Source organism: Phytohabitans flavus (assembly GCF_011764545.1).
Lineage (GTDB): Bacteria > Actinomycetota > Actinomycetes > Mycobacteriales > Micromonosporaceae > Phytohabitans > Phytohabitans flavus.
On sequence record NZ_AP022870.1, the window covers coordinates 2,529,326 to 2,545,961 of the forward strand.

Annotated in this window: 13 protein-coding genes and 1 pseudogene; 7 read left to right on the forward strand and 7 right to left on the reverse strand. The window is 70.2% G+C overall.

Annotation, left to right across the window (positions count from 1 at the left end; translation table 11 throughout):
• Nucleotides 1–36: 36 nt before the first annotated feature.
• A pseudogene (locus tag Pflav_RS10920) lies at nucleotides 37–708 on the forward strand (response regulator); the annotation flags it as partial.
• 68 nt (nucleotides 709–776) lie between these two features.
• Here Pflav_RS10920 and Pflav_RS45255 read toward each other — a convergent pair.
• Complete coding sequence (locus tag Pflav_RS45255; RefSeq protein WP_232071237.1) at nucleotides 777–1,118, reverse strand: hypothetical protein; 342 nt, start codon at nucleotides 1,116–1,118, stop codon at nucleotides 777–779.
• Nucleotides 1,119–1,256: 138 nt separating this feature from the next.
• Between Pflav_RS45255 and Pflav_RS10925 the strand changes: the two genes are divergently transcribed.
• Nucleotides 1,257–1,679, forward strand: coding sequence for a hypothetical protein (locus Pflav_RS10925; protein WP_173035905.1), 423 nt, complete (start codon nucleotides 1,257–1,259; stop codon nucleotides 1,677–1,679).
• 28 nt (nucleotides 1,680–1,707) lie between these two features.
• Here the strand turns inward: Pflav_RS10925 and Pflav_RS10930 are convergent, their stop codons facing one another.
• Nucleotides 1,708–4,698 carry a 3-keto-alpha-glucoside-1,2-lyase-like domain-containing protein gene (locus Pflav_RS10930; RefSeq protein ID WP_173035907.1) on the reverse strand — a complete coding sequence of 997 codons (2,991 nt, stop codon included), beginning with the start codon at nucleotides 4,696–4,698 and terminating at the stop codon, nucleotides 1,708–1,710.
• 380 nt (nucleotides 4,699–5,078) lie between these two features.
• Here Pflav_RS10930 and Pflav_RS10935 point away from each other — a divergent pair, with 380 nt between their 5' ends.
• Nucleotides 5,079–5,603: a hypothetical protein gene (locus Pflav_RS10935; RefSeq protein ID WP_377310742.1), complete on the forward strand. Its 525-nt coding sequence runs from the start codon at nucleotides 5,079–5,081 to the stop codon at nucleotides 5,601–5,603.
• Between the two features lie 192 nt (nucleotides 5,604–5,795).
• On the opposite strand, the gene Pflav_RS10940 is transcribed toward Pflav_RS10935, so the two are convergent.
• Both Pflav_RS10940 and Pflav_RS10945 read right to left on the reverse strand, forming a co-directional pair.
• The gene (locus Pflav_RS10940; protein WP_232071239.1) at nucleotides 5,796–6,518 is read right to left on the reverse strand and encodes an acetoacetate decarboxylase family protein; all 723 of its coding nucleotides are present in this window, start codon (nucleotides 6,516–6,518) and stop codon (nucleotides 5,796–5,798) included.
• 433 nt (nucleotides 6,519–6,951) lie between these two features.
• The gene (locus tag Pflav_RS10945; protein ID WP_173035911.1) at nucleotides 6,952–7,860 is read right to left on the reverse strand and encodes a cyclase family protein; all 909 of its coding nucleotides are present in this window, start codon (nucleotides 7,858–7,860) and stop codon (nucleotides 6,952–6,954) included.
• A gap of 155 nt (nucleotides 7,861–8,015) precedes the next feature.
• Between Pflav_RS10945 and Pflav_RS10950 the strand changes: the two genes are divergently transcribed.
• Nucleotides 8,016–9,170, forward strand: a complete 1,155-nt coding sequence (locus Pflav_RS10950) for a magnesium and cobalt transport protein CorA (RefSeq protein ID WP_232071241.1) — start codon at nucleotides 8,016–8,018, stop codon at nucleotides 9,168–9,170.
• A 140-nt stretch (nucleotides 9,171–9,310) separates the two neighbouring features.
• Here Pflav_RS10950 and Pflav_RS10955 read toward each other — a convergent pair whose 3' ends face one another.
• Nucleotides 9,311–12,106: an immune inhibitor A domain-containing protein gene (locus tag Pflav_RS10955; RefSeq protein ID WP_232071243.1), complete on the reverse strand. Its 2,796-nt coding sequence runs from the start codon at nucleotides 12,104–12,106 to the stop codon at nucleotides 9,311–9,313.
• 358 nt (nucleotides 12,107–12,464) lie between these two features.
• Here Pflav_RS10955 and Pflav_RS10960 point away from each other — a divergent pair, with 358 nt between their 5' ends.
• From Pflav_RS10960 to Pflav_RS10970, 3 genes are all read left to right on the forward strand, one after another.
• Nucleotides 12,465–12,647 carry a hypothetical protein gene (locus Pflav_RS10960; RefSeq protein ID WP_173035915.1) on the forward strand — a complete coding sequence of 61 codons (183 nt, stop codon included), beginning with the start codon at nucleotides 12,465–12,467 and terminating at the stop codon, nucleotides 12,645–12,647.
• Nucleotides 12,648–12,785: 138 nt separating this feature from the next.
• Entirely contained in the window at nucleotides 12,786–14,171 is a 1,386-nt protein-coding gene (locus Pflav_RS10965) for a hypothetical protein (protein ID WP_173035917.1), read from the forward strand.
• Between the two features lie 140 nt (nucleotides 14,172–14,311).
• Nucleotides 14,312–15,145, forward strand: a complete 834-nt coding sequence (locus Pflav_RS10970; RefSeq protein ID WP_173035919.1) for an alpha/beta fold hydrolase — start codon at nucleotides 14,312–14,314, stop codon at nucleotides 15,143–15,145.
• Nucleotides 15,146–15,211: 66 nt separating this feature from the next.
• Here Pflav_RS10970 and Pflav_RS10975 read toward each other — a convergent pair whose 3' ends face one another.
• Both Pflav_RS10975 and Pflav_RS10980 read right to left on the reverse strand, forming a co-directional pair.
• The gene (locus tag Pflav_RS10975; RefSeq protein ID WP_173035921.1) at nucleotides 15,212–15,880 is read right to left on the reverse strand and encodes a phosphoribosyltransferase; all 669 of its coding nucleotides are present in this window, start codon (nucleotides 15,878–15,880) and stop codon (nucleotides 15,212–15,214) included.
• Nucleotides 15,873–16,562, reverse strand: a complete 690-nt coding sequence (locus tag Pflav_RS10980) for a dienelactone hydrolase family protein (protein WP_173035922.1) — start codon at nucleotides 16,560–16,562, stop codon at nucleotides 15,873–15,875. The genes Pflav_RS10975 and Pflav_RS10980 overlap by 8 nt, the downstream gene beginning before the upstream one ends.
• Between the last annotated feature and the right edge of the window lie 74 nt (nucleotides 16,563–16,636).

Genomic DNA, 16,636 nt, shown 5'->3' on the forward strand with positions numbered 1-16,636 from the left:
TCCGAGCCTGCCAGCGACGGACGTGAAGGAGGCTAGATGGCCCGCATCCTGGTCGTCGACGACGAACCGCAGATCCTGCGTACGCTGCGCATCAACCTGCGCGCCCGCGGCTACGACGTGGACACCGCCGCAGACGGCGCGACCGCGCTGGAGGCCGCCGCCCGCCGTCCGCCCGACCTTGTCGTGCTCGACTTAGGACTGCCCGATGTGGACGGTGTCGAGGTCATCCGCCGGCTGCGCGGCTGGACCGCCGTTCCGGTGATTGTCCTTTCCGGACGGGCGAGCAGCGCCGACAAGGTAGCCGCGCTCGACGGCGGCGCCGACGACTACATCACCAAGCCCTTCGGCGTGGACGAGCTTCTGGCCCGCATCCGCGCCGCCACCCGCCGCGTATCCTCGCCGGCCGGTGGCGACAGGTCACAGCTCCACATCGGACAGCACACAGTGGACTTCGCCGACCGCGTGGTACGCGCCGCGGACGGCAGCGCGGTCCGCCTCACCCCGACCGAGTGGCACCTGCTGGAGATCCTGGCCCGCCACCCGGGCAAGCTGGTGAGCCAGCGGCAGCTGCTGGAGCAGGTGTGGGGCCCGACGTACACGAACGAGACCCACTACCTGCGCCAGTACATGGCCCAGCTACGCCGCAAGCTGGAGGCCGACCCGGCCCACCCCAAGCACCTGCTCACCGAGCCCGGCATGGGCTACCGCCTACAAAGCGGCCGCCCCGAATCCACCCCGACTGAGCCCGACCCGCGCCTACCCACGCGGTCCCGAGGTCATGCCGCAGGACGCAGCCGCGGGTGGCGGGTCTCCCAGGCTTGCCGGACGGGACGCGGCAGGTTGAGCTGTGGCCAGACCCGGGCCAGGACGCGCCCGTTGATCCACTGGCGTAGCTCGTCGCGGCGGATCGCTTCGCGCAGCACGTTCTCGTACATCCACAGGAGCAGGTCGGGGTCGTCGAGGTCGAAACGCCGGTTGGGATTCCACATCAGGCGCTGCGGAAGCTGAACCCCACCGTGGTCGGGGCCGACGAGCTCGTCGAGACTGTCGGCAACGAGCACAGGGCGGTTGGGCCGCGCCAGATGGATGACGCGACCGGTGCTGGTACCACCCGCCACGAACCTCACTTTACCGGCCCCTCAGCCCGCAACGGCCCCCGACGGTTGCGCGGACACCCCGACCGGTACTCCCGAACGGCGCCGACCGCACAAGTGGAGCGGGTTAGTGGGCGGGCAGTCGTGGGTAACCGGCAAGCAATGGGACCGAACACTGCACCAGCAGGTGAAACCCGGTTCGCGTTCGACTTCCTCACGTCGGCGCGGTTGCCGCTGGCGGTGATCGGCGTTACCCCGGCGACCGCGTGGGTGGTGCTGGCGGACGGCAGGTTCGAGATCAGGTTTGGCTTCTGGCGGCTGACGACCACCCGGGCGAACGTGGTCTCCGCCCGGCGGACCGGCCCGTACCGGTGGTGGCGGGGCCTCGGTCCGCGGCTCTCGATGGTCGACCGGGGTGTCACCTTCGGTACGAGTACCGGCCCGGGCGTCTGCGTCAGCTTCGCCTCCCCGGTGCCCGCGCTCGCGCCCGGCGGGTGGCTGCGCCATCCCGCGGTGACGGTCACCGTCGCCGACCCGGACGCGCTCGTCAATGCCTTGACCCGCGGCGAGCGTGCCGGGCCGTGAGCCGGCCCGGCACGCTACCGCTGAGCGGTCAGGTGAGGGGTTCGATCCAGATGTTGCGGTACTGCACGGTGTTCTGGTGGTCCTGGAGCCGGATCGACCCGGTCGCCGGGCCTTCGGGGATGCTGCCGCCGGTGGGTCCGGTGATGGCGACGTTGTCGTGGACGACCACGCCGTTCCAGGTGACGGTGACCCGGGCATCCTCGGTCTTGGCGCCGTCGCTGCCGTAGCGGGCGGCGCGGAACTCGATGTCGTACGCCTGCCAGGTCTCCGGCGCCGTGGCCGCGTTGACGTCGGGCGGCTTCTGGAGGTAGATGGCGCCGGCCTCGTTGTTGTCCAAGGTCGGGTCGCCGTACGAGTCGAGGATCTGGACCTCGTACCGTTCCTGGAGGTAGACGCCGCTGTTGCCGCGGTTCTGCCCGGTCACGTCGGGCGGCAGGAGCGGCACCTTGAACTCGACGTGCAGCCGGAAGTCACCGAACGCCTGCTTGGTGCGCAGGTCGCCGTTGCGGACCTCCATCGCATCGCCGGGTACGAGCGGCCAGCTCGCGGTACGCCCGTCGGTGTGCTGCCACTCCGCGCGGGAGCCGCCGTCGAACAGGACGATCCGCTCGCCCGGCTTGCGCACCGAGATCAGGTCCAGGTTGACGTGGCCGGTGTCGGTGGCGTCCACCCGGTACTGGATGGCGTTGACGCCCCGGCGCAGCGTGAGCCGTTCCGTCTTGGTGGCCCATTCGTCCCAGGTGACCGTCGTGGGCAGCACGGTCTGTCGCACTTTGCGGCTGTTGACGTGGATGCTCACCGACTTGTCGCCCCGGAACGGGTTGGGTCCGTTGCTGTAGCGGAGCCCGACCTCGTACTCGCCGGCCTCGCTCACCTCGACGTGCATGGTGGTGGCCGCGTTCAACGAGCCGTACCCGTCAACGAAACCGACGCCCGAGTAGCCGCGGTGGTCCGTGTTCAGCCCGGCGCCGCCCTCGCGGTGGCCTTCCTCGGCCTCGTAGAAGACCCGGTCCGGCTGGGGGCCGGGGATCTCGTTCAGGGTGTACCAGGCCTCGGTGTTCCACAGCTCCTCACCGTTGGCGGCGGTGAACGGGCGGGGCGAGCGCAGGTGCACCACACGGTCACGCTGGAGGCCGTCGACGGTCAGCGTGACGATCTTGCGGTCGGCGGAGACCTTCACACCGGTGACGGTCAGCGCCTCCTCGTCGATCTTCGGGCCGCCGTACGCCGGGGTGGGCGCGTACCGCCACTGCGCGAGGCGGTAGCCCTGCGCGATGCTCTCGATGGTGGCGGTGGAGAGCGGGCGGGTGTACTCGATCTTGAAGCCGTCGCGGGTCGCGCTCATCGACTTCATGTCGAACACGTTGGTGCCGTTCGGGGTCAGCTTCTGAAGCCCGTACGCGAGCTTGCCGGGCTGTCCCCAGTTGCCGCCCGCGCCGAGGCCGCCGACGTAGATCGCGCCGTCCGGGCCGATGTTGACCTCGTTGACGCCGGCCTCGAGTCCCTGGGTGTGCCGGAAGACCGCGCCCTGGTACTCGCCGTGCACCTGCTCCAGGTACGCGCGCTGAAGCCCGCCGTACGTGACGTCGCCGATCAGGAGCTGGCCACGGTACGGCCCCGACTTGAGCAGTACCGGCGTGCTGGGGGAGTTGGCGATGTCGTTCTGTGGCAGCCACAGGATCGGGCGGGTCACCGGGTTGGCGTCGAACGGCCCAGCCGGGTTCGTGTAGTGGTTGAAGAACGTGTCCTGCTCGATCCGGACGAGCTTGGAAGCGGGCAGCCAGCCACCCTGGTTGTCGGTGACGAGCAGGTCGTTGTCCGGGCCCCAGCCGATGCCGTTCGGGGTGCGCAGGCCGCCGGCGGCGTAGCTGATCTTGCCGGTGCGCCGGTTCACCACGATGCTGGTACCCCGGTTCGGCGCGGGCTGCGGGTTGGTGGTGGCGCCGCCCAGGTTGATCGCGACCGAGAGGTTGAGGTAGAAGTTGCCGCCCTTGTAGAGCAGGCCGAACGCGAACTCGTGGAAGTTGCCGCCGAACGGCCAGGTGGCCAGCGTGCGGTACTCGTCGGCGACCTCGTCACCGTTCGTGTCGCGCAGCTCGGTGAGCTCGTGCTTCTGGGACACGTAGACGATGCCGTCGACGACCGCCACGCCCATCGGCTCTTTCAGGCCGCTCGCGATCCTCTTGTACGTGACCTGGGCGGGGCCGGTCGCGCCGGTCGCACCGTCCACGATGTACACCTCGCCGAGGAGCTTGTCGCTGCCGCCCCAGGTGCTGATGACCAGCCGGCCGTCGGCGGTCCAGGCCATCCCGGTGACCTGCGGCTCGAAGCCGGCGGGCCGCAGGTCGGTCAGGGTGTAACCGGGGTGCACCGACTCCAGCGGGAGGCCGTCTCCCGGCGCGTCGGCGACACCCTGGCACGCCTTGTACCCCGGCGCGGTCACCCGGACGACGCCGGCGTCCGTGCTCAGCACCGAGTTGGGTACGACGGCGAACGCCGCGGCGCCCGGCGGCTGCCACGACAGGGTGAGCTGCTGGCCGCCGCCGGCCTCGAAGTGCTCCACCCGCAGCGCGTGGTAGCCCTCGGTCAGCGTGACCGTGCCGTCCTTCGGCGTGGCGCCGTGCAGGCCGTCGTGGTCGACCACCAGCGCGTCGTCGATGTACAGCCGGGAGCCGTCGTCGCTGGTCAGGCGGAACGTATACGCACCCGCGGCCGGGATGTCGATGTTGGCCAGCGCGTGGGTGAGGAAGTTGTCCTCGAAGCCGAAGTCGGCCGCGCTGGACCAGTCGATGACCGGCATCAGCTTGTCGACGTTCGGTGTCTGTCCGGGCTTGAGGGTGCAGATCTCGGCGAGCGGCACCCGTATGTCGTACGTGCGCAGGGTTACGCCGGGCTCCTGAGGCGGCAGGTCGGCGGCCCGGGCAGGGGCCGGCGACGTGCCGGTGGCCATCAGCGGGCCGAGGAGCGCGGCACCGAGAAGCGCGACGAGGCGGCGCGCTCGTGGGGGGCGAAGGGGCATTTCCTTCCTCCTTGGAACGGTGCTCGTGGGCGATCGCCGTCGAGACCGCGCCGAGGGTGCCTGCCCGGTGGCGGAGAGATGAACCTCGATCATGGCGATAGGGGACATCATCGACCACATTCGTCGGCGCCGCCACATCTTTCGATCGAAAGACTCAAACTTTTATCTACGTGAGCGAAACCGAGGGTCCCGTGGTGTTGGGGACTTTGGTCCCGCCGAGGTGGGGAGTCACGGCCCGGGTGCCGGCGGCCGGTGAACGCGAGGCTGTAGGTGTCAACAAGTCAAGGACTTCCATCCCGGAGGCGACGATGTCCACCACCAACAGCGGTCAGGTCAAGGTGCCGGCCCACACTCTGGAGAAGGCCGAGGCTCCCGGCCACATGCTCACCACTTCCGCGGCCCGTGCGCTGGCTGTGCTGCGGGTCGGTACCGGGTTCGTGTTCTTGTGGGCGTTCCTGGACAAGACGTTCGGGCTCGGCTTCTCGACCGCGAGCGAGCGGGCTTGGGTCAACGGCGGTTCGCCCACCAAGGGCTTCCTGTCCCACGTCGGGGTTGGTCCGTTCCAGTCGATCGCGCACAGCATCGCTGGCGCCTGGTGGGCCGACACCCTCTTCATGGTCGGTATGGGCGCGGTCGGTATCGCGTTGATCGCCGGTGTCGGCCTGCGCGTCTCGGCGGCGGCTGGTTCGCTGATCATGGTGATGATGTGGGCGGCGGAGTTCCCGCCCGACCGGTTCACGGCGGCTGGTGAGGCGTCGGGGTCGACCAACCCGTTCATGGACTACCACCTGATCTACGCGCTCGTCCTGGCCGTGCTCGCGCTCACCTACGCCGGGCACACCTGGGGGCTGGGCCGGGTTTGGGCCCGCTTGCCTCTCGTCCAGAAGAACCGCTGGATGATCTGACCCCCTCCGGGAGCGTGGCCGGGCCGCCATTGGCGGCCCGGCCACGTGCGCGCCTACCGCCCTTCGGCGGCCTGCCCGGGCGGTGTGTCCAACCGCTGTCGACCACCTGGCCGGACGTGCGGTCTACCTATCGTCGGGCGGCCCGGCCGGGTGTCGCCTAGCCGCTGTCGGCGGCGTTGCCGGGCGTGTGGCCTACCGGCCGCCGCCGGCGGCCTCGCCGGGCGCGGGCCGCCGGCCGAATACCAGGCGGAAGTCGTGCAGAGCGAACGTGAGCAGGGGACGCCGTCCGGCGAGGTAGGCGAGCGGCCCGTCCGGCGCTACCCGCCAGGCCGCCTTCGCGAGGCGGACGGTGGCGCGGGCGCGGACCGGCGTGGTCTTCGTCCGGTCGCCGACTACCTGGATGACCGAGAACCCCGCGGGCCAGCGCCCCGGCAGGCGTAAGCCCGCCCGCAGTTCGGCCTCGGCAATCCCACCGGCCGAGTCGCCGGTTGCGGCCCCCGCGTCAAGCCCGGCCCGGGCGTCCGCTACGGGTCGCGCGTCCGCTGTGGCGCGGGCGTCGAGACCGGGGCGCGTGGTGGTGCGGAAGTCGAGGTCGGCCAGTTCCTTCGGGATGCCCCACAGCTCGCGCCCGCCGTCCCGCGAGGCGGTGCTGTCCACCCAGATGTCCACGATGGACACCAGCGGCCGCCCGGCGCGGCGGACCAGCACGGCGGAGAGCAGCTCGCGGTACTCCAGCACCCCGCCCGGTCCGTAGTCCACCCACGCGGTACCGATCAGGCCACGGCCGGCGACGATTAGCGGCCGCACCTCGGCGGCGAGCGTGGCGGGCAGCGGCGGGAGCAGGGCGCGGGGGAGCGGCCAGACCGAGACGTACATCTGGCCGCGCAGGTCCCAGGGCTCGGGCGGGTAGCTCACCGCTCCATGCTGACGCCCACACCCGAACAATGCCCGGCAAGCCCGAGAACCCCTGAACCAAACCGGTGGATCTAGAGAGGGCAGATCATGGTACTTAGTTGCCCCTGGAGGGGCAGTTCGGTACCACGATCCGTCGCGTACACCAACCCGACCGCGCCGATCAAGGAAGCGTCTGCGCGGTCGCCGCGGGACCAGCATCTGCGCCTGCGCACCCACCTCTACCCCGCGTCCGGCAACACCCCCGGGGGGCTTGGACCGCGGACGTGGCAGCGGAGGTCGGGGATCTCGGCGAGCGCCAGCGAGCCGCCGGCCTGCGCGGTGCCCGCGGGAGCAAACGGTCAGCGGCTGACGCGGACCGGGGCAAATACCTTGTCTCAAGAAATCGAATGTGACCCCTACCCCAGAAGATCTCGAAATCCAGAGCGTGGCCGTCCTATTCGGACAGTATGGCGTACGCGCGCACCGGGAAGGTGCCGAAGTCCCGTACGCGCGGCGGTGCGGCGTGCAGGCGGGCGCCGGTGGGCGGCAGCTTGTCGAGCCCGGTGAGGTGCTCCAGCACCGGGATGCCGGCGGCGAGCAGGATCGAGTGGGCGGGGCGGGTGTCGCCGGCGGTGCTGTCGATGTTGACGCTGTCGATGCCGACGAGGCGGGCTCCCGCGGCGGCGAGCGCCTTGGCGCCGTCCTCGGTGAGGTATGGGGCGTCGGACGCGCCGTACTCCTCGGTGCCCCAGTGCCGGTCCCAGCCTGTGTGCAGCAGCACCGCGGCGCCGGCCACCTCGTACGGGGCCAGGGCCCGCGCGCTCACTCCCGGCTCGGCGCTACCGGTCACCCGGACGAGTACCACGGACAGGTCGGCGACCGCGTCGAGCGGGAGACCGGCCAGATCGGTGCCGTCCGCGTACCGGTGGAAAGGGCTGTCGAGGTAGGTGCCCGTGTTGCCCACCATGCTGATGCGGTCGATGCCGAACTCGGTGCCGGGCGCGTAGCGCCCGCGCGACTCGGCCCGCGTCAGGTGTGGCGTGATCTCCGGTCCGGGCAGGCCGGGATAGGTGGTCATGCCGGCGCTGATCACGTGGTTGAGCTCGACGAGCCGTCGCCCGCCGCCGCCGACAGCGGACCGCGACGCGACACGCGTGCCCTTGTGCGCCTCGGCGACGACCCGCACGTCGCGCAGCCGCACCTCGCCGACCATCAGCAGGCCCAGCTCGCGCACGAACAGGTCGGCGAGCACGTCCTCGGCGACCTCGGCGCCGGGCACGTCCAGCCGGAAGCCCCGCACCCGCAGGTCGCCCCCGTTGGTAAAGGTCACGTCGGCGTCGAAGGCCGCCCGGTACTCCGTCATGGCCTGATCGTCCCGTGCTCAGGCATTCAGCGGTAGCGCATGCTTCTACATCCCGCGTTCAGAATCCCTGAATTCCGGAGAGAACCCGGCGCCGGGCGGGTATCTCTGGCACGCGACGGCGGCCCAACCGCCGGCGGGGGAGGGCGGAGGCGGTCATGGGGGACAACTGGCGCACCAAGGTACGTCCGCGGCTGTTGCGGCGCTCCGAAAGCCGTACCCCGACCGGTCCTCCGCCGGAGCTCTCGATGGACCCCCGGGCGGCCCAGGACGGCCAGGTCCCGCCGGTGGAGGAGAGCGTCGTCACGTCGGCGATCTACGCCGGCGGGCGGCGGATGGATACCCCACAGACCGTGGCGGGGACCTCGGAGTGCATGCGGAACACGCCGAACGCGATGGCTTGGATCGGGCTGTACCGGCCGGCGGAGGCGCAGCTGCTGACCGTGGGTGAGGAGTTCGGGCTGCACGAGCTGGCGCTGGAGGACGCGATCGTCGCGCACCAGCGGCCGAAGCTGGAACGGTACGGCGACACGCTCTTCGTGGTGCTGCGCGCGGCGCGCTACCTGGACGACCTGGAGGAGGTCGACTTCGGCGAGTTGCACCTGTTCGTCGGGCCCGAATTCGTGGTCACCGTGCGGCACGGCGCGGCGCCGGACCTGCCTGCCGTGCGCCGGCGGCTGGAGGGGGACCCGAAGCTGCTGGCGCGGGGTCCGGAGGCGGTGCTGTACGCGATCCTGGACACGGTGGTGGACGGGTACGCGCCGGTGATCGCCGGCCTCCAGAACGACATCGACGAGATCGAGACCCAGGTGTTCGGCGGCGACCCGAAGGTGTCCCGCCGCATCTACGAGCTGTCCCGCGAGGTGGTCGAGTTCCAGCGGGCCACCCGGCCGCTGCTGGAGATCCTGGCGGGACTGACCGCCGGGTTCGACAAGTACCGCACGGACCCCGAGTTGCGCCGCTACCTGGCGGACGTGGCCGACCACGCGACGACGGCGGCCGAGCGGGTGGACGGGTTCCGGCAGGCGCTCGCCGACATCCTCACCCTCAACGCGACGCTCGTCTCGCAGTCGCAGAACGAGGAGATCCGGCAGCTGACCCGCGCGTCGTTCGCGCAGAACGAAGAGATAAAGCGGGTCTCGGCCTGGGCGGCGATCCTGTTCGCGCCGACGCTGATCGGCACCATCTACGGGATGAACTTCGACCACATGCCGGAGCTGCACTGGCTGTTCGGCTACCCGTTCGCCCTCGCCCTCATGGCATTGACGTGCGCCACCCTGTACAGCTTGTTCCGTCATCGCGGCTGGCTCTGAAGAAATTGAGCTACCGCGGCGTTCGTCGTGGTCCAGACCGTCGCTCCCGCGGCCTCACCCTTCGCGTTTGGCAAGCTCAGCCCCCAAAGGTGGGGCCGCCGCCAGCGGCGCTGGCGGCGGCCCCGAAAGGTGGTGCGGGGTTACGGCGCCGCGGGCGGCGGGGTCACCTGGACGGTGACCCACTTGTTGCCGTGGCCGGGGTAGAGCAGCCGGAACCCGACGCCGAAGTTGACGCCGGCGTCACCGGGGTTGCCCGTGCCGGTCAGGACGCCGCCACCCAGGTCGAGGCCGTACTGGCCCTTCGCCGGCTTGCCGTTCTTGTCCACGATCCGGACGGTGTACGGCGTGTTGCCCTCGGAGGGCAGCACGACCGACGCGTCGATGTCGCGGTAGAAGTACGGGTTGGCGGCGTTGAGGTCGGGCCGGTACTCGATACCGGGGTACCAGGTCTTGGCGTCGGTGAAGCTCGTGACGCCGGGCTGCGACTTGAACTTCGTGCAGTACGCGCTGAACGGCTCGTTCGGCGCCTCGTAGCAGTCGGTGAACGGGTACGTCTTGCCGAATCCGAACGCCGCGTTCGACGACTGCGGCCGGGACGGCAGGTTGTTGAGCCCCGACGGGTCCTTGTCGGCGGCCAGGCCCTGCCGGCGCAGCGGATCGAAGTGCGAGTCGACGATCAGCAGGCCGCCCTTGCTACCGATGCTCGGCGGGTCGCCCAGGTTGTTGAGGACCAGGTTGAGGTTGCCGTAGCTGGTGTCGCGGTACCACACCAGCAGACCCGGCGCGTTGTAGGGCACCCGCTCGACCTTCCAGGCACCGTCCCGGTTGTAGTTCGTGTTGTACGCGTACTTCAGGCCCTCGTCGAAGCCGTCGTGGTTGCGCCACTCGGCGAGGTAGTAGTGCGCGTACGAGAACTTGCCGGGCGAGATGCTCCAGCCGGTGCCGGTCGTGTTGGTGAACGAGGTGACCGTCGGCGTCCAGCCGTTGTTGCCGCTCTCCGCGTCGTCCGACCAGGTCGTGGTGCCGTCCGCGGTGACCGAGAAGTCGTCCGTGAACCAGCCGACGTCCTCGAACGCCTCGTCGGTGGCGTACCGCAGCCGCAGCTGGACGGTCTGCCCCGCGAACGGGGTCAGGCTGACGTAGTCGTGCCGCCAGTCGCCGCCCGTGTTGCCGGTGAGGCCGTACTTCTTGTCGCCGAAGTCGTGCATCCGGCCGTGCGGGTCGGCGTAGCCGTCGTCCGTGGAGACGAGGGTGCCCGCCGCGTCGAAGACCTTCTGCTCGGCCCAGGTGGCGCCACCGTCGGTGGACACCTCGACGAAGCCGAAGTCCCAGTCCTCTTCGATCTGGTAGTGGTTCCACAGCCAGAACCGAATGTCGCCGCCGGCCGGAACCGCCAGCTCGCGGGTCATGCGGATGTCCGCCCACGCCTGGTCGTTGTTGGTCCACCACTGGCCCGTGCCGCTGTGCGGTGTGGAGAGGGCGACCTCCTTGGTGGGCAGGTTGACCCGGACGCCGTCCTCGGTGCCCACCGGGGTGCGCGACGTCTGGCCCACCTTGACCCGGGCCGGGTCGTCGCCCGGGTTGAGGATCAGCGGGTCGGCCCAGCCGAGCACGAACTTGTCCCAGAGGCCCATGTGCGTCGGGATGCCCTGGAAGATCGGCCCGGTGTGCGAGCCGGAGGACATCAGGTCCCAGAAGTCGACGTCGGACTCGCCGCCGGACGCGATGTCGTACAGGTCCGGCAGGCCGAGGTCGTGGCCGTACTCGTGGGCGAAGACACCGACGCCGGAGTCCTCGGGCTGCACGATGTAGTTGCTGATCATCGTGTTGGTACCCGGGATCGTGTGACCGGGGACGACGGTGGAGGAGTGGGCCCAGATCGCGTACGGACCCTGGGCACCGCCGCCACCGGACTTGTCCTCACCCGCGTGCACCAGCACCAGGTGGTCGACGACGCCGTCCGGCTCGTTGATGTTGCCGTCGCCGTCCGCGTCCGACACGTCCTCGAGGTCGTAGTCGGCCCACGGGAAGTTCGGGTTCTGCGCCGCGAGGACGTTGACCGCGTCGATGCCCAGCGTCGCCGCGCCGCCCGGGTTGTCCGGGTGCCCGTTCATGTCCTGGCTCTGGCCGGCCACCCACTCGCCGTCGACGAGCGTGCAGGTGTCGGCGCCGTACCACGCCTCGGAGTGCGGAACCGTCACCCACGGGGTCGCCTCACCGTCTACGGTGTACGCCCCCTTCGACATCTCCAGGTACATGTTGTGCATCGTGTACCCACGCAGGTTGATGCCCCGCTTGCCGTCCGGGCCGCGCAGGTCCTTGCGCACTCGGTCGGTGATGCCGTCTCGGGTGTAGAGCATCTTGTTGTACAGGTCCGGCGAGAAGTCCGGCACCCAGAAGCTGTTGTTGTCCGGGTGGGACGCGTTGGCCGGGTTCGGGATGTTGTTGTGCAGCGGCCCGCTCTGTACGTTGCCGGGCACGCAGTCGCGTTCGTTCTGCGGAGTGGTGGCGTCGTCGAATGTCGCCTGCGGCACCATCACACCGGAGAAGTCGTCATTCGCGTTCGGGTTGAACTCGACGAGAATTGTCAGCAGCTTCGCGACCTGGGTCTCGTCGGCCTGCTTGTAGCGGATGTGCCGGGGGTTCTTGCCGGTGCGGATCGCTTCGGCCTCGGTCCTGGCCAGGCTGCGGGCGGCGACCGGGTTGCCCTCGGAGAACTTGCGACCGTACTGGGTCACCGGGTCCGGCTGCGCCTGCTTGACCTTGTGCTTGCCGGCCGTGGTCACGACTTCTTTGCCGTCCGAGGCGCGCTCCACCTTCGGCTCGACATAGTTGATGTAGAAGTCACGGTCCGTCGGGATGAATCTGGCGGGGCGGTCAGCCGCCGCTGGACCGGCCGAGGTCACCGACACACCAGCGATTGCGACGACCAGCATGGGTACCGAAATCAGTGCCCGTCTTTTCCTGCTTGTCCACATAGTCCCCCGCTGGATGTACGACGTAACAACGTCCTCCCCTTTCCGCGCGCGTCAGTGCACGAGGTGATCACCGCACGTACCCGGTCGGACACGCGGGCGACGAGAGGACGCTATGCCACACCCGGTCCATGGACAACCACCGTTGCCGATTGAGCGGCGGGCGAGTTCGATCAACCGGACAGTTGGTGCTTGTCCGTCATGCCGGGCTCGTCGACCCGGCCGACCCGAGCCTGGGGCGCCGTGCTGCCACTACTCCGCCGCGCCTGAAAAGCGTGGACTCCGGGCACGGGGGTACCTGCCAAAGGGGGTGAGAGCTATGACGGACAACAGTGCGGAGCGGCGGCGGGAGAAGCAGCCGCGGACCGGTGCGGAGCAGCCGTGGGAGCCGGAGGACCTGGTGATCTCGGAAGGGAAGGATCCCACGCCGGAAAGGCTCGAGGAGGCGCGGCGCCGGCTGGCCGACGAAGGGCCCTCGGCGATCGAGCGGTCGGCGCCGTAACGGCCGGCTACCGGGCGTTGCCTGGCCCTGAGGGCTGCTGTACCGTCGCCTACGCCCTAAACCGGCACGGGGCCGGTGGCAGGGCTTCGGGGAATAGTGCTGTGGCGCCTGTTGCGCGGTCATTGGCCATTTCTCGTGGTGGTCGCCGCGGGTGCGGCATTCCGCGTGCTGGCGATGATCGGGTATTCGCCGGGGTTCTGGTTTTTCGGTGACTCCACCATTTACGTCAATGGTGCGTACACCCATGTTCCCAACCCGTCCCGGCCGTACGGGTACTCGTTCGTACTTTCGGTACTGTCGCCGCTGCATTCGGTCCGCCTGATCATCGGCCTTCAGCACCTGCTCGGCCTCGCGGTGGCGATACTCATGTACGCCTTCCTGCGCCGCCGCGACCTCGCCCGGTGGCTGGCCACGATCGCCGTCGCGCCGATCCTGCTGGACGCGCGCACCGTGCTGCTGGAGCACTTCCTGATCGCCGAGTCGCTCTTCATCGCGCTGCTGGTGGGCGCGGTGATCGCGCTGTGCTGGTCGGAGCGGCCGGGCTGGTGGGCCGCGGCCGGCGGCGGGACGCTGCTCGCGGCGGCCGCCCTGACCCGTACGATCGCGCTGCCGCTGGTCGTCGTCGTGGCGCTCTACCTGCTGGTACGCCGTGCCGGGCTGCTGCGCGTCGGCGCCTTCGCCATGGCGTTCGCCATACCGCTGGCCGGGTACGCGGTGTGGTACGAGCACCACCACGGCACCTACTCGCTGGGCACGTTCACCGGCCGGTTCATGTGGGCCCGCACCATGTCGTTCGTCGACTGTGCCAAGGTCCACAACCTCACCGCGCGGGAGCGGCAGATCTGCCCGCCCGAGCCGCTGGGTGAGCGGAGGGCCGTCGACCTGTACATCTGGTCGCGCGCCTCGCCGGCCGCCAAGTTTCAGAAGCGGGAGCACGACGCGATGTTCGCGTCGTTCGCGCGCAAGGCGATCATGGCCCAGCCGCTCGACTACGCCCGGACCGTCGCGGTCGAGACGTGGTTCATGGTGCGCGTCGGCCCGGATCCCGACGACCGGTATTCGTGCTTCGACCAGCTGTGGAGCTTTCCCACCGCCGGGCTGACCAACTGCCAGCCGATCATGGCGCCCGAGGACATCGCGACGCGGCGCGAGGGGGTCAACGGGTCGGAGCACCGGACCGCCCTCACCGGCCCGCTACACACTTACAGCCAGGTGGGGACGCTGCCGGCCACGTTCACCGCGCTCTGCCTCCTGCTCGCGATCGCCGCGCCGCTGGTCCGGCGCTGGCGGCGGGTGGCGCAGGACCGGCGGGACGTGATCGACGGGCTGTTCCTGACCGGCGTCGCGTTCGGCATGATCGTCATCTCGGTCGCGACGTCGGTGATGGAGCCCCGGTACACGGTGCCGTCGATCCCGCTGGCCGCCATGGGCGCGGCCCTCGCGCTCAGGCGCGGACACCGCGCCCGCGCACCGGAGCCCACGCTCACGCCCGCGGCCGCGCCGGCGGAGCAGATCGCGGCCTGAGACGGCCGTCGCCGGGCGGGGAGTATCCCGTCCGGCGAAGTGGTGGCGCAGGCGATAGGGAAAGCCGGTAAACGCCAGAAATCGGGACGGTTCCGTGCGGAGGATAGGGCGCAGGCCGTCACGAGAGAGGCAGGGCCACCATGTCGTTTGTGAAGGTCGGCGCCGAGAACGGCGCCGACATCAAGCTCTACTACGAGGACCACGGGCAAGGACAGCCCGTGGTGCTGATCCACGGGTACCCGTTGAACGGGCGCTCGTGGGAGCGGCAGCACCGTGAGCTTCTGGACGCCGGCTACCGGGTGATCGCGTACGACCGGCGCGGGTGGGGCATGTCAAGCCGTCCCACGCTGGGGTACGACTACGACACCTTCGCCAGCGACCTGAACATGCTCATGGAGCAGCTCGACCTCAGCGACGCCGTGCTTGTCGGCTTCTCGATGGGCACCGGCGAGGTGACCCGCTACCTGGGCAACTTCGGCTCGTCCCGGGTAACCAAGGCGGCGCTGCTCGGCGCGATCCCGCCGTTTCTGCTGAAGACCGGCGACAACCCCGAGGGCGTCGACCAGCAGGTGTTCGACGACATCAAGAGCTCGATCCTGGCTGACCGGTACGCGTACTTCAAGATGTTCTTCGACAACTTCTACAACGTCGACAAGCTGGCCCCGACCCGGATCAGCCCGCAGGCGTGGCAGGCCAGCTTCAACGTGGCCGCGGACGGCTCGCCGTGGGCCTCCTACGTGTGCGTCGACTCGTGGCTGACCGACTTCCGCGGCGACCTACCGAAGATCGACGTGCCGGTGCTGGTCATCCACGGCACCGAGGACCGGATCCTGCCGTTCCCGAATACCGCCCAGCGGCTGCCCGCCCTGCTCAAGGACGTGCGGCTGGTACCGGTCGAAGGCGGGCCGCACAACGTCGGGTGGACCCACCCGGAAGAGGTGAACCCGGCGCTGATGGGCTTCCTGGCGGAGTAGTGGGCGCTCGCCTCATGTGGCTGGCGGGGCGGGTTTCCCTCCCGCTCCGCGGGGCCGGCCACAGCCTCAGCGGCGCGCGCGGTGCAGCGCCGCGGCCAGCGCCTCTTCCACGTCCGCGTCGGTGAGCTGGGCGAAGTCCGTGTACCACTCGCCAACCGCGACGAAGTCCGCCGGCTGCATCACGCAGTAGACGTCGTCCGCCTCCTCGCTCAGCAGCGGGGCGGCCTGTGCCGCGCAGACCGGCGCCGCGAAGTCCAGCCGGGACGGCTCCCGCGCCCGTATCGCGCGCAGCGCGGCTCGCGCGGTGACGCCGGTGGCGAGGCCGTCGTCGACGATCACGACGGGCCGGCCCTCGACCCGGGGCGGCGGGCGGTCGCCGCGGTACCGGAGCAGCCGCCGCTGGGCCTCGGCCCGCTCCCGTTCCACCTCCGGTTCGAGGCGCTCGGGGTCGAGGCCGAACTGGTACAGCGAGCGGTGGTCGAAGACCGCCGGCCCGCCCGCGGTGACCGCGCCGATACCGAGCTCGGGCTGGCCGGGCATGCCGATCTTGCGGGCGACGAGCACGTCGAGCTCGCCGTCGAGCGCCTCCGCGACGTACCGCGCCACCGGTACGCCGCCGCGCGGCAGGCCGAGCACCAGCGTGCCCTGGCCGACCAGCTCCGGCGCCCGGGTCGTGACCGCCTCGGCGAGGACCCGTCCGGCCTCGTCGCGGTCGGTGAACTGTGACTCACGCATGGCCGCCACCTTCCATGATCACGCCTTCCGGCTCCTGGACATCGCCGCCGCGCTCGTCCAAGTGGACGTTGAACCACGCCGTTGCCGCGTTCGCCACCTCCTCCAGCGCGCCCGGTTCCTCGAAGAGGTGGGTGGCGCCGTCGACGACCCGCAGTCCCCATTCGCCACCGATCCGGGTCGCGGCCGACCGGTTGAGGTCGAGCACCTCCTCGTCCTGCCCGCCCACGATCAGCAGCGTCGGCGCGGCCACGCCGGCCAGGTGGTCGCCGGCCAGGTCGGGGCGGCCGCCGCGGGAGACGACCGCGTCTACCCGGGTGGGCCGGGCGGCGGCGGCCACCAGCGCGGCGGCCGCGCCGGTGCTCGCGCCGAACAGGCCGATCGGCAGATGGCGTACCTGGGGCAGCTCGGGGAGGCGGTCGATGATCGCGTTCAGTCGGCCGGCGAGCAGCTCGATGTCGAACCGCAGCTCCGCGGTCGCCGCGTCGACCCGCTCTTCCTCATGTGTGAGGAGGTCGGTCAGCACCGTGCCGAAGCGTTCCGCGTTCAGCCGGCTGGCGACCATGCGGTTGCGCGGGCTCAGCCGCGAGCTGCCGCTGCCGTGTGCGAAGAGCACCATCCCGCGCGGCTCCTCCGGCACGACCACGTCGGCGTCGAGAACGGCGCCGGCGGCATCCAGCTTCATGCCGAAGGTGTACCCAGCGTCACGGTCGCTATGCGCGCGGCCGGACGCGGCACCCGGCTTGACGTGTAGGAAAT